Annotated in this window: 16 protein-coding genes; 2 read left to right on the top strand and 14 right to left on the bottom strand. The window is 43.3% G+C overall.

Annotated features, from left to right (window positions below; genetic code table 11):
• Positions 1-115 precede the first annotated feature (115 nt).
• Positions 116-1,366, bottom strand: a complete 1,251-nt coding sequence (locus CCS90_RS03190; protein ID WP_099018052.1) for a DUF819 family protein — start codon at positions 1,364-1,366, stop codon at positions 116-118.
• A gap of 141 nt (positions 1,367-1,507) precedes the next feature.
• On the opposite strand from CCS90_RS03190, the gene CCS90_RS03185 reads away from it, so the two are divergent.
• The gene (locus CCS90_RS03185) at positions 1,508-3,451 is read left to right on the top strand and encodes an alpha/beta hydrolase family protein (RefSeq protein WP_099018051.1); all 1,944 of its coding nucleotides are present in this window, start codon (positions 1,508-1,510) and stop codon (positions 3,449-3,451) included.
• Positions 3,452-3,490: 39 nt separating this feature from the next.
• Here the strand turns inward: CCS90_RS03185 and CCS90_RS03180 are convergent, their stop codons facing one another.
• The 6 genes from CCS90_RS03180 to CCS90_RS03155 all read right to left on the bottom strand — a co-directional run bounded on the left by CCS90_RS03180 (position 3,491) and on the right by CCS90_RS03155 (position 7,240).
• Complete coding sequence (locus CCS90_RS03180) at positions 3,491-3,775, bottom strand: hypothetical protein (RefSeq protein ID WP_099018050.1); 285 nt, start codon at positions 3,773-3,775, stop codon at positions 3,491-3,493.
• Positions 3,772-4,317 (bottom strand): RNA polymerase sigma factor, encoded by a 546-nt coding sequence (locus tag CCS90_RS03175; protein ID WP_133566412.1) that lies wholly within the window; start codon positions 4,315-4,317, stop codon positions 3,772-3,774. The genes CCS90_RS03180 and CCS90_RS03175 overlap by 4 nt, the downstream gene beginning before the upstream one ends.
• 5 nt (positions 4,318-4,322) lie before the next feature.
• Positions 4,323-4,685: a DUF6249 domain-containing protein gene (locus CCS90_RS03170; RefSeq protein WP_099018048.1), complete on the bottom strand. Its 363-nt coding sequence runs from the start codon at positions 4,683-4,685 to the stop codon at positions 4,323-4,325.
• A gap of 84 nt (positions 4,686-4,769) precedes the next feature.
• Positions 4,770-5,489 (bottom strand): PepSY domain-containing protein, encoded by a 720-nt coding sequence (locus CCS90_RS03165; protein WP_099018047.1) that lies wholly within the window; start codon positions 5,487-5,489, stop codon positions 4,770-4,772.
• Entirely contained in the window at positions 5,486-6,004 is a 519-nt protein-coding gene (locus CCS90_RS03160; RefSeq protein ID WP_133566413.1) for an FMN-binding protein, read from the bottom strand. The genes CCS90_RS03165 and CCS90_RS03160 overlap by 4 nt, the downstream gene beginning before the upstream one ends.
• A 15-nt stretch (positions 6,005-6,019) precedes the next feature.
• A complete protein-coding gene (locus CCS90_RS03155; RefSeq protein WP_099018045.1) occupies positions 6,020-7,240 on the bottom strand; it encodes a porin family protein in 1,221 nt (406 codons plus the stop codon).
• A 48-nt stretch (positions 7,241-7,288) separates the two neighbouring features.
• Between CCS90_RS03155 and CCS90_RS03150 the strand changes: the two genes are divergently transcribed.
• The gene (locus tag CCS90_RS03150; protein WP_162846712.1) at positions 7,289-8,332 is read left to right on the top strand and encodes an FAD:protein FMN transferase; all 1,044 of its coding nucleotides are present in this window, start codon (positions 7,289-7,291) and stop codon (positions 8,330-8,332) included.
• Here the strand turns inward: CCS90_RS03150 and trhA are convergent.
• The 7 genes from trhA to accC all read right to left on the bottom strand — a co-directional run bounded on the left by trhA (position 8,329) and on the right by accC (position 15,491).
• Entirely contained in the window at positions 8,329-8,967 is a 639-nt protein-coding gene (gene trhA, locus CCS90_RS03145; protein WP_099018043.1) for a PAQR family membrane homeostasis protein TrhA, read from the bottom strand. The two genes, CCS90_RS03150 and trhA, sit on opposite strands and share 4 nt — an antisense overlap.
• Before the next feature lie 110 nt (positions 8,968-9,077).
• Positions 9,078-10,352, bottom strand: coding sequence for a phosphoribosylamine--glycine ligase (gene purD / locus CCS90_RS03140; protein ID WP_099018727.1), 1,275 nt, complete (start codon positions 10,350-10,352; stop codon positions 9,078-9,080).
• Positions 10,353-10,365: 13 nt separating this feature from the next.
• Positions 10,366-11,943, bottom strand: coding sequence for a bifunctional phosphoribosylaminoimidazolecarboxamide formyltransferase/IMP cyclohydrolase (gene purH / locus CCS90_RS03135; protein ID WP_099018042.1), 1,578 nt, complete (start codon positions 11,941-11,943; stop codon positions 10,366-10,368).
• A 132-nt stretch (positions 11,944-12,075) separates the two neighbouring features.
• On the bottom strand, positions 12,076-12,315 hold the full coding sequence (locus tag CCS90_RS03130; protein WP_099018041.1) for a helix-turn-helix domain-containing protein: 240 nt from the start codon (positions 12,313-12,315) through the stop codon (positions 12,076-12,078).
• Positions 12,312-13,118 carry a zinc-ribbon and DUF3426 domain-containing protein gene (locus CCS90_RS03125; RefSeq protein WP_099018040.1) on the bottom strand — a complete coding sequence of 269 codons (807 nt, stop codon included), beginning with the start codon at positions 13,116-13,118 and terminating at the stop codon, positions 12,312-12,314. The genes CCS90_RS03130 and CCS90_RS03125 overlap by 4 nt, the downstream gene beginning before the upstream one ends.
• A 111-nt stretch (positions 13,119-13,229) precedes the next feature.
• On the bottom strand, positions 13,230-14,114 hold the full coding sequence (gene prmA, locus CCS90_RS03120; RefSeq protein ID WP_099018039.1) for a 50S ribosomal protein L11 methyltransferase: 885 nt from the start codon (positions 14,112-14,114) through the stop codon (positions 13,230-13,232).
• Positions 14,115-14,144: 30 nt separating this feature from the next.
• Positions 14,145-15,491, bottom strand: a complete 1,347-nt coding sequence (accC, locus tag CCS90_RS03115; protein WP_099018038.1) for an acetyl-CoA carboxylase biotin carboxylase subunit — start codon at positions 15,489-15,491, stop codon at positions 14,145-14,147.
• Positions 15,492-15,502 lie beyond the last annotated feature (11 nt).

The following is a 15,502-nucleotide window of genomic DNA, read 5'->3' as shown; positions in this document are numbered from 1 at the left end:
AATACAAGCAAAACGAGGGGCTTCGACAAGCTCAGTCAGCTTAAAAGCCAAGGTCATTGAGCCTGTCGCGCTTCATGCGCCAACGTTAAAAGTGTAGTAACAATACCTGAATACTTCATCCCGCCAGCCACTGCAAGATAATGCCAGTCAACATGGCAGCTGAAGTGCCTATCACATAGCCAAACACGGCAAGTAACACGCCGACCGGTGCCAAAGCAGGATGGAAGGCTGATGCGACAACCGGGGCTGAAGCGGCGCCACCGATGTTGGCTTGAGAACCGACGGCCAAGAAGAACACCGGTGCTTTGATTAGTTTACCTACACCTAATAGCAAAAAGGCATGAATGGCAATCCAAATACCACCTATGACAAACAGGAACGGTTTGATTTGGGTGACGTCCATTTTCAAGCCAATGGTGGCTACCAAAATATACACGAACATCGAACCCACCGCAGATGCGCCAGTACCTTCATATTTACGCGCCTTGGTGAAAGACATCAATACACCGCCCAAAGTGGCCAGGATTACTAGCCAGAAAAAAGTCGAGTCTAAATTGACCGAGGCCAATAAGGGTGAGTTGTTTTTGATTGCTGGGCCCAACCAATTGGCGCAAGCATGGGCCAATCCAGTGATACCAAAAGCTATGGCAGACATCATTGCCAAATCAGGCAGCGTCAGTGGTTTGGCATTTTCTTTTTGAAAAGTCTCCATTTTGAGTTTAATGCGTTCAATGGCCGATACATCTGCACCTGTTTTGGCATCAATGTTGGCAGACCTGGCTGCCATTAATAACAAAATGGCCATCCAAATATTGGCCCACACCACATCAATGGCAACCATTTGGGTAAAGGCCGCGTCAGACACTTCCCATACTTCCTTCATCGCAGCTTGATTCGCCCCACCACCAATCCATGATCCAGCCAAGGTGGTCATACCACGCCAAATGTCATCGGCTCCAGAGGCGGCAAAAGCTTCAGGAAACATCGCTCGAGTGGCAATGAAAGCTATCGGACCACCTATCACAATTCCCAGGGTTCCAGTGAGGAACATGATCCCAGCTTTGGGCCCCAGACGAACAATGCCTTTTAAATCCACACTGATGGTCAATAACACCAAGGCAGCAGGCAACAAATACCGCGAAGCCATGTAATACAAGTTAGAAGCATCGGCATCGACCAAGCCAAAAGTGGTTAAAAATGAAGGCAATAAATAGCACATCAACAGTGCTGGCACATAGGTATAAAACTTAACCAGGATTGGGTTTTTACTTTGTTTGGTATAAAACACCAAGCCCAAGATTAATGCCAAGACACCAAACAACACGGCATCACTTTGAATTAGATAATTAGCTGGCTCTGGATTCATTCCTCATTCCCTCAAATTCAGTAAACAATGAGTGTAACAAAAAAACAAAAATCAATCCTTACCCATGTTAAAAAAAATAAATCCTAAAGATGAAGCAAAAGGCATTTTTCAGTAAAATGTACTTTTTATTGAGATTTATTGATGTTAAAAATACTGACCATCAGCTGGTTTTTGATTGCCTGTAGCCACCAGGTGACTGCGGCCAACATAAACACCGAGACTTTTTTTAAAAACCCGGATTTAACATCAATCAAAATTTCACCCGATGGCAAGCACTTCGCGGCCACCATTGAAACCGATGGTACCAAAAAATTGGCCATACTTGACATCAATGCGACCAAGATCAAACACATTTTCAACTTTTCATCTGACAAAAAAGAAATAGGTAATTATGGCTGGCTAAACAACGAGCGAATTTTTGCTGCCATGGTTCAGAAAGTAGGGCCCCTGGCCCAGCCTCGAGCCACAGGGTATTTGTTTGCTGGTAACATCAATGGCAAAAAAACCATTCAATTGTTGCCATCGAAAAGCAAGCGAATTGGCGGAGCCAGGGACTATCAAAGGGGTTATGAAATCCTCAATAGGCTGCCCAATGATGACAAACACATCTTGATATCTCATGTCGACAATACCTACACCTACGCCTATAAATTAAACGTCTATACTGGCAAAAAGAAAGTGGTTGATAAAAGTCCTGAAAAATATGCAAGACTGTATGCTGATCATACCGGCAACCCGAAAATATCGACCAGCTTCAACGAAGACCGTTCACTATTTAAAATTCACATCAAAGCCACGCCGGAAGGCGAATGGGAATTATTCAAAGAATTTGATGAAAAAAACATCCAAATGGAAGTCTATGATTTCTCAGCGGACAATAAAAATTTGATCTATTTTGATGGGGCTGCCAACAAGGAAACGGGCATCTATTCTTTGGATTTGAACAGCAAAGAAAGCACTTTCATTCACCCAGTGAAAGGCGATGCTGAAGTGTTGTCGCATCTTTATGATTTTAATTATGATTCACCTGAAATCATTGGCTTTACTCGCATGCCTGGCTATGTAGAAACTGAGTTTTTTGATCCCCAACATCCAGTGGCTAAAATATACCGCTCATTATTCAATTCATTCCAAGGTCAAGTGGTTAATATCGTCAACACTTCCAGAGATGGAAAACTGGCAGTCATCAGGGTGTGGAGTGATTACAATCCAGGCAACCACTATTTGATGGACATGAACAGCAACAAAGTCACCCCATTATTCAAAACCTTACCTTGGATAGATCGCAAACAAATGGCTTCGATGCAGCCGATTGAGTTTGTGGCGCGTGATGGATTAGAAATTCGTGGTTATTTGACCCAACCAATGAACCAGCCAGAAGGCAAATTATCACCCATGGTGTTGATGGTTCATGGGGGTCCTTACGGAGTGACTGACTCATGGGGATACAACCCTGAAGTGCAATTTTTATCTCACCATGGCTATTCCGTATTACAAGTGAATTACCGTGGCTCAGGGGGACGTGGTGCAGATTTTCAATATGACCACTACCGTCAAATGGGTAAGGAAATGCAACATGATTTAACTGACGCCACCTTGTGGGCGGTTGAACAAGGCCATGCCAGTAAAGAAAATATTTGTATCTATGGCGCTTCATATGGAGGCTATGCCGCGTTGATGGGTGTGGCTCAAGAACCTGATTTGTACCAATGTGCTGTGGGTTATGTGGGTTTATATGACATTCAACTAACCCGCAAATCTGATATTGTTCAATCTGAAAGCGGCCAACGCTTTCTTGATGAAGCCTGGAACAGAGACGACACTGATTTTGTCAAGCAACGTTCACCCATATACCATGTCGATAAAATCAAAGCCGCTGTCATGTTGGTCCATGGCGGCAAAGATCCCAGGGTGGTCGTCGATAACTACCATGACATGTCTAAAGCCTTAGACCAAGCGGGTATCAATCATGAAAAGATGCTCAAGCCTTATGAAGGTCATGGCTTTTATGATTTGGACAACAAAATAGAATTGTATGACAAGGTGCAGGCATTTTTTGACCAACACATTGGACAGGCCCAATAAATTAACCGCAATATAAGGCACCCGGAATAGCCTGGTGCCTTAATCACTGGACAGTTCAACAGTCCACAGCCAAATAACAAACAGTCCTATACTTGAAAGTAATAAGCCATTGGTTGGTGTCAACAGTTTTGGCGCCAAGCCAGCTGGCATCACAGTCAACAAATACATCGCTGTCAAGAATACACCCATTAAACTGAAACATGCCACGATCATGCGCCTCATTTGATGGGCTTTCTTTATTTGGTCCATCACTGTGGCATTGAAAGTTGCTTCATCCAATGGCTTTTTATAGGCCAATATCTCTGCTAAAAAAGAATCATTCATGATTGCACCTGTTGTTTGTTAGTGTCTTGTTCTGCATATTTAATGATTTTACTTTTGGCTCGTTGAATCAAGGATTTGATGCTGCCAAGTGGCATCTGGGTTACGGCTTGTATTTCCCTGTGACTCATACCAGCGGCACATGACAATGTGATCACTACTCGCTCTTTGGGGTTCAATATTTGCATCAATTGTTCGGCATATATATCGTCACCTAGGGTGTTTTTTTCGGTATTTTGTGCATGTAATTCGCTGTCAAAACAAACCATTTGGACTTTATCAATTGATTTCAAAAACAATCGGTATGCAATGGTGTGCAGCCAAGCACTGAAACTGCCTTTTGAGCGGTATTGATGGATTTTTTGATAGGCCAGTAAAAAAGTGTCTTGCGATAAGTCATCCGCCCAGGCATGGTTGCCAGCAGTTAACCTGCGCAAAAAATGTCTGATTTGAGACTGGTGCATTTTAAGTAATCGTTCGAAAGCGGTGTGGTCATTGCTACAGACCACACGATTGACCAGCGACAAGACCGTGTCTTGATTCACCAGCTTCAGTCTTCGTATTTGTTGATTTTCCAAACCAGCAAGAACCCCGCACCAATAAAGAATGGAAATATTGAAAGCCCCCTGAACACTTGGGCAGTGTCATCTTCTGGTATGACCAAACTGAAACAGAAGACTGCGGCTCCAATGGTTGCCATTATGATACCACGACGCAAATCTTTGAATCTGGATGACTTCTCATTGTGCAACTTATCTAAAAGTTCAGGTGTAACATCAAACCCCTTCTCAATGCTTTTTTCTAACAATTCATGGGTCTTTACTTTGAGCTTATATCGATTGATTAAATGAACCAGGATAATGGTGGCTAATGAGCCTACGATGAAAAATAAAACAACGACTTCAGTTTGCATAATAACCTTTTGATTTTGTGTATTACCTATATAGAGGTGATTCACCCAAAATCAGATGCATGGCTAGCCACTTATTTTCTTTATTCAACTGATTCGTTTAGATTTTGGCTGTTTGAAGAATAGGTAAAGTCCTGAAAAGCACAAATAAAACAGGGCCAATGCAGACAGGCTGTTGAGCCAACTTGAACTTTTGATTCCTGAATGAATGCCATGCAAGACTTTGTCATAACTGAGTTGATTCCCTAGCATTCGTGGCAACCATATATTTTTTTCATCCGAGTCAAGTTCCCTGGCGCGGACGATTTCACTGGGCTGATGATTTAAATTCGAGGTCATTCCATTGGAATCGACTTCAAACCATTGACCTGCAGACTGATGAGACCAATAGTCAGTGTGCAAGGCCACTTTGTCAATCGGCGTTGCCAAGCCATCAAAAGCATCTAACTGCATCACCAGTTCACCTTGTTGATTATATCGGTAAATACCTTGAGCAGAAGCAGCCCACCACTCTTGCTTGATTTTCACCGCAGCCATTATTTTTTCTGCTTGGTCTATTTTAAAGTCTGAAAACCCGATGGCATCATCTATTTGATAAAACACCTCGCCTTCCGAATCCCAGGCCAGTTGTCTTTTACCATAATCAAACCACTGTAGTATGGTAGGTGAACTGACATAACTGGTGGTTAATTTTAAATCATCTGCATGTTGTAGCAACAAGCCTGTGGTGGCCAACTGTAACAACCACACTGCAGAAATCATGCCAATCCAGCGGTGTATTTTTCTTAAGGCTTTGCGCATCCTCATGGTAATTGCTCATTGAGAAACAGTGCCAATTCAGCTTGTTTTTTCATCGCATTGACCGACAAGGTGGCACCACTGATGCTGTCAATATTGCGCTGCCAGTTGGTCCCTGATTGAACCCCAACAAACTGATCGGTAAACCAAGGCACTTGAACTTCACCACCCCTGGATTCGCGATACACAATCACTTTTATCGCTGCGATTTGATTGTTTTTAACCACCACAGCGGTGGTGATGTCACGCTCCTTACCTAATTCATCCAACAGCCAAATGGTTTTGCCTTGGGCTTGCCAATATCGATAGTTCAATTGATTGCTGGGTCTGCTGAGGATTTTACTGATGCCTGCTTTGATCTCTGCATTGACCCACAGACGAGCGGGTTTAGGGGTTTGCTGCTTGAATTGTTGTGCCAAAAACGATTCAATTTTTAACTTTTCATCCGCAGTATAAGACCAGCCTGTTGATGCCAACATCAACAGGCTGGTGATTAAAAGCCAATGAAAATTTATTTTTCTCAAGTTTTTATCTCTTGGTTAGAAAGAATAACCTACACCCAAATTAAATCCGTCATCGGAACCACCTTCGCTTTGATCTTGGTAATCAAATTTAAACACAGTGGTTGGTGTCAGCCAATAATTAAAGCCTATGTCCACTTGTTCAACATCCAAAGCATTGCTGTCAGCGGCGTTGTTATTGTACACAGAATAACGAGCAAAAACCCCATACTCTCTGGCGCCACCAAAACGGTATGAAGGCTCAATGTAATAACCCATTTGTTCAGCTCGTCCTGCATTGATGTCATTGACATTATTATCCAGATCCCAATTGGCGTACAAAGCTTTAAGACCAAATCCACCTTTTTGATACTGCGCATTGACTTCAAATAAATCTGCTGCCACATCCAAAGCGCCTTGCGTTAAATCAGTTTGGTGTTGGTAGGTCGCTGCCAATTTCAATCCCGGGATTGGGTTATACCTTATTCTTGCGGTGTATGCCAAGTCTGAAGCTTGGGCTTCTGCCACTTTTTGTCGACCACTGCGAATAAGGAATGCCTTGCTGCCTGAAACCGGTGTATTCAAACCGCTGGATAAAAACAAGTCTAAACCCACTCGATCATTGAATTGTTTGTTAAAGCCAACACCAGCTTCCCACCAAGTGGAAGGGATGATGTTTTTCTCAACGTTATTGCGTTCTACACCAAAAAAGGTATCAGGTTCGTGTGTTTCATTTAAAATACCTACTGGCACCAAACTAACGCCGGCTGTGGCTTTGGTGCTTTCATTAAACAGATGCTCTATATAAGCTTGTTCCAATTCAACTTCACCCGGCTTGCCATCACCTGCCAAAGCATGTTCCAGTTCAAACTCTGAGAAAAAGCGGGTTTTCTCATTAAAATCATAACCAAAAAACAACACAAAACGATGAAAATCAATTTCTTCACCAGAATCCAAATTGTTGTAATGCAGCTCTCCATAGCCACCCATTTTAACTCGATTGGTGGGTTCTGACCGCTCTTCTATGGCATCTGCAACCACGGCAATCGCTTCTTGCTGTGCGTCAACTTGGGCTTCAAGTTGCTCGGCTTTTTGGTTTGCGGTTTTATCTTGTTCTTGAAGCTTTGCTTGCAGTGCATCAATGGTTTTTTGTTGTGACTGAATGATTTGCCACATTTCTTCTATGCTGGGCGTTTTCTCTGCTGCAGAAGCCACTACGGTGAAGCACGACAATGCTAAAATAAGTGTTTTTTTGATCATGTCATTATCAATGTTGTTTAAAGTGGGTGAATTTTAATGCTAATAAGAATGATTATCAACAGCGTTTTGAAAAAAACTGTTTTTTTGTTACTTTTTTTCTTGTTTTTGACTTCATGCAAACCGAAAGAACTTAATGTCAGTAAACACCAACTGTTTGTATTTGGTACTTTAATTGACATCAATATTTGGCACGATGATGAACAACAAGTCACTGACGCTGTGGCACTGATCAGTCACACTTTCAATAACATGCACCACCAATGGCATGCCTGGAAACCTGGACGATTACATCAAATCAATCAAACACTGAGAAATGGCCAAAGTGTGATGTTAAGTCGTGAGGAAGCGCAATTTATCCAACAAACCATTGATCAGGCTGAGCTATCAAATCATTTGTTTAATCCGGTGATTGGTGAATTAATCAACCTTTGGGGCTTTCACACCGATGAATATCCCATCCTGAGTCCACCTCCCCAGCCGTCAGAGATTGAACATTTAATCCAACAAAATTTAACCGTTAAGAACCTACATCTGGATGGTTTAAACCTAATGGCTGACAATCCTCACGTGTGGCTGGACTTTGGCGGCATAGCCAAAGGTTTGGCGGTGGATTTGGCAGTGGGTATTTTGCAACAACAGCAAATTGAAAATGCCATCATCAATGCAGGCGGTGATTTGCGCAGTATCGGCAGCAAAGGCAAGGTCCCTTGGCGCATCGCCATCCAATCTCCAAGTGATTGGACCACGGTAGCCGAACTTGAAATTGTCGGCGATGAATCAGTCTTCACCTCAGGCAATTACCAGAGGTATAAGGAGTTTGATGGTAAACGCTATTCACACATCATCCATCCCACAACAGGTATGCCCGTTGGTGAAATCGTTTCAGCGACTGTAATCACTCAGGATGGCATCAGTGCCGATGCAGCAGCCACAGCTTTGATCGTGGCGGGCAGTGCGCATTGGCTGGCAACGGCGCAAAGCATGGGAATTAAGCAGGCCCTCATCATCAATGAACAGATGCAATGCACCGGAACCCAAGCGATGATTCAACGGCTACAAAACCTCAACATCAAATGCCAAGCAATCGATTAAAGGTAAAAGTAGATTGAAATAAAATGACTGATACTGCCCATCAATACAAACAAATGGAATATCGCATGGTTGTACGGAATTTGTTTGATTGCATATAAAATGGCACCAACCGTATAAGCAATACCACCGGCCATCAACCAAAACAAACCTTCCGGTGCTAAATTGGCAGCCAATGGTTTGATCGCAAAAACAATCGCCCATCCCATGGCGATATACAATAAAGTGGAAAACACTTCAAAATGTCCGGTATAAAATAATTTAATCACAATACCCACCACAGCCATAGTCCAGGCAGCCGCCAGTATTGAGTACCCCAAAGTACCTGGCATAGTAATGAGCATATATGGCGTGTATGTACCCGCAATCAATACATAAATGGCAGCATGGTCAACCACCCTGAGTCTTATGCGTATGCTGGGTGTGGTAGAACGGTGATATATGGTCGAAGCTGCATACAGGATCACCATACTTGAACCATACACCACGGCAGCCAATACATGGACCCATTCCTGACTTATGGCTTGAACCAATAACAACACAAACCCAAGCACACTGAGCAGCAGACCCAAGGCATGAGAAATGATATTGATTTTTTCTTCTAAAGGGGGATAAAAATGGACAGCTTTTTTATTCATTTTAAGTCACATCTGTATGCTAAAAATTCGAAGTATAGCATTGTTACCCTTAATGTCATGTAAAAAGCGGATTCAATACAAAACCCGCTATATTGGAAAGATTCAAGCCACTACTTGATGGCTTTAAATCCAATGTCGGTTCGATAATATTCACTGCCCCAAGTGATTTTATCAACAGCTTGATAGGCTTTAGATTTCGCCTGAGCCAAATCACTGTCCAATGCACAAACACACAAGACTCGGCCTCCATTGGTAAGCACAGAACCACTTTGTAACGCTGTACCTGCATGGAACACTTTGACCTCAGGACTGACTTCATTCAAGCCACTGATCACATGGCCTTTGTCATAAGCGAATGGATAACCCCTTTCTGCCATCACCACGCCCAATGCAAATCGATCATCCCACTCACAGTTGGTTTGGTCCAATCGACCCTCAATGGCTGCGATGCACAGTTGATCCAGGTTACTCTTTAGGCGGGTCATGATTGGTTGGGTTTCAGGATCACCAAAACGAACATTGAATTCCAGTACTTTGGCTTGGCCTTGTTGATCTATCATCAACCCTGCATATAAGAAACCAGTGAAAGGCATGCCATCTTTGGCCATGCCATCTAGAGTGGCTTGAATCACATCTTTGGCCACTTGTCGGTCAATTTCCGCTGTGACAACTGGCGCGGGTGAATAGGCACCCATACCACCGGTGTTTGGACCTATGTCGCCATTGTCTCTGGCTTTGTGATCTTGCGAGGTGGCCATCGGAATGAAATTTTTACCATCGGCTATCACAATATAAGAAGCTTCCTCACCCACCAAAAATTCTTCGATAATGATGCGGCTGCCAGCATCACCAAATTTGTTCATTGCCAACATGTCAGCGACAGTGGCTTCGGCTTCGGATAAATCCTCAGCGATAACCACACCTTTACCGGCTGCCAAACCATCTGCTTTTATAACGATGGGAAAAGATTGGTTTTGTAAATACTCATTGGCTGCTTCAACTTCGGTGAATTCGCCATAGGCAGCTGTTGGAATTTGATGTCTTTGTAAAAAGGCTTTGGCAAAGGCTTTTGAACCTTCCAATTGGGCTGCTTGAGCGCTGGGGCCAAAACACGGTATACCAGCAGCTGATAAATGGTCCACCATGCCATCAACCAAAGGTTGTTCTGGACCAACCACAACCAAACTGATGTCTTCAATTTGACAAAACTTCACCACGGCCACAAAGTCATTAACATCCAGTACCACATTGCTGATGTTAGGCTCAGATTCAGTTCCTGCATTACCAGGGGCCACAAAGGTGCTTTCGACGTTGGTTGATTGTGATATTCTCCATGCCAAAGCATGTTCTCTGCCACCTGACCCTATCACCAATACACGATTCATCATTGACTCCAAATCAGTGGTTAAAATGGCGCATGCCAGTGAAAATCATCGCCATGTCATGATGATTGGCGGCTTGAATGACCTCTTCATCACGAATCGATCCACCGGGTTGAATCACTGCGGTGATACCTGCTTGCGCTGCTGCATCGATGCCATCCCTGAAGGGGAAGAACGCATCTGATGCCATCACAGATCCAGGAACTTTTAAATCGGCATCATCTGCTTTGATGGATGCAATTCGTGCCGATACGACACGACTCATTTGACCGGCGCCAACCCCAATGGTTTGTTCGCCCTTGACATAAACGATGGCATTAGATTTAACCCATTTACACACTTTCCAAGCAAAAGACATGTCTGTCAATTCTTGTTCTGTTGGCTGACGTTTTGTTACCACTTTGGCTTCATGCACATTGATCATTTCAATATCGGCATCTTGAACCAATAAACCACCACTGACTCTTTTATACATCATCCATGGTTTGGTTTCTTCCGGTAATTTTCCACAACAAATAACCCGAAGATTTTTCTTGGTAGCAAACACCTTCAACGCCTCATCATCAAACTCTGGTGCCACAATCACTTCTGCAAACTGTTTTTCCAAAATGGTTTCAGCCGTTTTACCTGTCAATTTACCATTGAAAGCCAACACCCCGCCAAAAGCAGAAGTTGGGTCTGTGGCAAAGGCCTTTAAATAAGCCAAAGTCAAATTAGATTCAGTGGCTACGCCGCAAGGGTTGGCATGCTTAACAATGACACAAGCCGGTGTGTTTTTGAATTCTTTGACACAGGACAGGGCTGCATCGGCATCTGCAATGTTGTTATATGACAGGGCCTTACCTTGGATTTGCCAAGCATGTCCGATGGTGCCAGACACAGGATGTTCTTCAGTGTAAAAAGCCGCTTTTTGGTGTGGGTTCTCACCGTACCTTAATTCTGAACGGTGTTTGAATTGTTGGGTTAAATAACGTGGAAAATCTTCTTGTTCTTCCGTGTCATTGATGGCACTTAAGTAATTGGCAATTAAGCCATCATAGCGTGCCGTATGAGCGAATGCCTTGGCAGCAAGGATGTGGCGGTTGGCATGGGAAATGCCACCATAAGTGGTCAGCTCATCCAACATTTCTTCATAATCACTTGGACTGACCATAACCGTCACACGGTCATGGTTTTTGGCTGCTGCACGAATCATTGCGGGCCCGCCAATATCAATGTTTTCAATGGCTTCTTCTAAAGTAACATCCGCTTTTTTAATGGTCGACTCAAATGGATATAAATTAACCACCAAAAGATCAATGCTTTCAATGCCATGTTGTGACATGACTTCCTCATCGACCCCATTCCTTCCTAACAAGGCACCATGAACTCTTGGATGTAAAGTCTTGATCCGCCCGTCCATCATTTCTGGGAATTCAGTATACTCTGAAATTTCGGTGACTAATATGCCAGCTTGTTCCAACATTTTAGCGGTTCCACCTGTAGACAGGATTTCTACACCTAAACGAGATAAACCTGTAGCAAGTGATTCGATGTTTGTTTTATCGGATACGCTGATTAAAGCCCTTCTGATGGGTACACGATTTTGTGGCATGATGATTGTGAATGTGCTCAAAGAGGCGCGTATTATAAACGCGAATAAAAATGAAGTTAATTGATATTGACACTTTTTTCTTAACAACAGCCCCAATAAGTATACTTTGACTTAAACGGGTACTGTTTGCGATTAAGATATTTTAAGTTTATTCATTTTATTGCGTAAGGTGGTTCGAGTGATGCCCAAGATATCTGCGGCATTGGACCGGTTACCCTTACACCACTTCAAAACCTCAAGAATCATGCCCCTTTCAGTTTCTTCAATCACTAAGTCATAGAGTTGGTTGGCTTTGTGACCGTTCAATGATTCAAGGTACCGACGAACAGAATCCCTGGTAAAGGCTTTTTGATTGGGCTGATTGGCACTCATGGTTGAACAAATCCAATTTCAAATGCGACTGCATTATCGCCAGGACTGACTATTTCCAAGTTAACTGGGATCAATGTATTACTGACGAAACCAGCCCGCAAAACATCGCTGGGAACATACTCTTCTGCCACAAATCGACGCATGGCTACAATCTGACCATTCAAATCTGACAGTTTAATTTCCAATGCAGGGAAGGTTAATTGGTCTTTATTGGCATTGATCATACTGGCCGAAATTATCAACGCATGATCTCTTCCAGGGTGGGGCCTGATGTTTCGTGACACCAAGGATATGGCCTCTAAGTCCACCTCAAGTTGTTCACCATGACAACTGATTATTTCACACAGTTGATCGCTGAAATTATTTTCCGGCAGTTTAAGTTGACCGCTTGCAATTGATGCCTGTGCCTGCCAAAACAAACCCACCAACATGACAGCTGACAAGCCACCCCACATCCAACGAGAAGTTTTCGGGATGTCTTTGATTCTTTTTTCAGCAACAAAGGGAACATCTTCAGGGGTATCGATTTCATTGACAAATTCTGGAACTTGCGTTTCTTCCAATTCTTCTTCAACACTTTCTGAAACCAATATCGAATGATAGGCTTGGGTCAATAAAGGCGGTGCATTGTCAAAATCATGTAACAATAAATCTTCGTCTTCATGTGGCTTCTCTGCACTTAAGGTCTCCAAACCATCAAAAACAGTTCCACACAAATTACATCTCACATGTCCTCTGGCGTGTATTAAATGATCTACTTCAACCACAAATACTTCACCACAACCTCTACATTGCGTATACAAAATTCTTCTCTAATACCTGCTATAAACTAACTTTTTTTTTGCCGTCACCAAGCTGCGGGCTGATGTAAATAATCAACTGAAGTTGAACAACATTTAGATTGGTTGTCAGCCTTATCCGCTGACGGGTCCTTTGACGGCTCCCACACGTACCCAATCATGTTCAATTTCAGCTTCGATGTCAACAAAGTGCTGTGCATATTTTTCACAAATCATGTCTTTTTGCGATTTAAGTATGCCACTGAGTACGATAAAACCATCAATTTTCAACATTTGATAAAAATCTTCACAGAACATCATTAATGGCTCTGCCAATATATTAGCTAATATGCCATCTTTATTCTTGATGAGGTGCACATTTTCAGGATTAATAATTTCAATTCCCTGGGCAACACCGTTTTTAGCCGCATTTTGTAAGGTTGCGGTGATCGCTTGTTCATCTATATCCACACAAGTCACTCGCTTGGCTCCTTGTAACAAAGCCATCACGGCTAAAATGCCTGAACCACAACCAAAATCAACCAATTCTTTACCGCTTACATCATTTTGATCCAGCCACTTAAGGCACAATGCGGTGGTTTCATGGGTTCCTGTACCAAAGGCCAAGCCTGGATCAAGAATTAAGTTGACCGCCTCTGCATCAACGACATCAAAGCCATCGGGTATGACCCAACTGTTTTGACCAAATCGGATGGGTTTAAAATGATCCATCCAAACCCGTTCCCAAACCCGGTCTTTCAGTTGGGTTTTCAATTGTTCAAGCTGTGGGAACAGTGATGACAACTGCTCACTGGCAGAATCCATCAGTGATTCATCATCAAACAAACCGATTAATTTAATGTGGTCCCAAAGCGGTGTTTCTCCTGGCTTGGGTTCGTAAATAGGGGCATCCTTGGCGTCCACATATGTCACACCCACCGCACCTGAATCTGTCAATGTTTGATCGACAGATTCAGCTTGCTGTTTAGCGACCTGTAGGGTCAATTCATAAAATGGCATTGAATCAGTCACTCCTGATAAACGAAACCGTTACTTATTTTCGTTCAGGCGTTTTTCTAAGTAATGGATGTTTTTACCACCCGCCACAAAGCCCTGATCATTCATGATTCTTAATTGTAATGGAATATTGGTTTTGATACCTGACACCACCGTTTCTGCCAAGGCCAATCGCATGCGTCTGATGGCTGTTTTGCGGTCTTCACCATGGGTGATGATTTTGCCAATCATTGAATCATAGTTTGGTGGCACTCGATAACCGTCATAAATATGAGAATCAACACGCACCCCAGGCCCTCCCGGCGCATGGAATATATCTATGGTACCTGGTGAAGGCATAAAAGTATTGGGGTCTTCGGCATTCATTCGGCATTCAATGGCATGACCGGTCATTTTGATGTCTGACTGCTGGATGGTCATGTGTTCACCACTGGCAATCAACAATTGTTGTTTAATCAGGTCAACGCCGGTAACCATTTCAGTCACTGGATGCTCAACCTGTATTCTGGTGTTCATTTCAATGAAATAAAAACGCCCTTCGTCATACAAAAATTCAAATGTACCGGCACCTTCATAGCCAATGCGTTTACAAGCAGCGACACAAACTTCACCTATGGCCGCTCTTTCTTCTTCAGTCAAGCCTGGTGCAGGCGCTTCTTCAACCACTTTTTGATGCCTGCGTTGCATCGAACAATCTCTTTCACCTAAATGAATCGCATGACCATGCATGTCTGATAAAACTTGGATTTCAATGTGTCTGGGATTTTCTAAATACTTTTCCATGTAGACCGTATCATCGCCAAAGGCTGCTTTGGCTTCCGTTTTGGTGGTCATGATGGCATTATTCAATGCTGCTTCGGTGTGCACCACTCGCATACCGCGTCCGCCACCACCTGCTGCCGCTTTCACTATGATTGGGTAACCAATTTTCCTGGCGATGTTTAAATTCCGTTCTCCATCATCATCCAATGGACCGTCTGAACCTGGGACACAGGGAACCCCGGCAGCTTTCATGGCCTCAATGGCGGCAACCTTATCCCCCATCAATCGGATGGTTTCTGCTCTAGGACCAATGAATTTGAAACCTGACTCTGCAATACATTCGGCAAATTCGGCATTTTCTGCCAAAAACCCATAGCCAGGATGAATGGCTTCGGCATCGGTTACTTCAGCCGCTGCAATGATTTTAGGGATGTCCAAATAGGACTCTAAAGATGAAGGTGGGCCGATACAAACTGACTCGTCTGCCATGCCCACATGTTTTTGGTTGCGATCAATGGTTGAATGCACGGCCACAGTTTTGATATCCATGGTTTGGCAAGCCCGCAATATTCGCAAAGCGATTTCACCACGATTGGCGATGACTATTTTACTGAACATAATAGATTCTC

Origin of the sequence: Marinicella litoralis, assembly GCF_002591915.1 — a bacterium.
Classification (GTDB): Bacteria; Pseudomonadota; Gammaproteobacteria; order Xanthomonadales; family Marinicellaceae; genus Marinicella; species Marinicella litoralis.
Note: the sequence above shows the minus strand (reverse complement) of the source record. Positions and strands in the feature narration are given on the sequence as shown.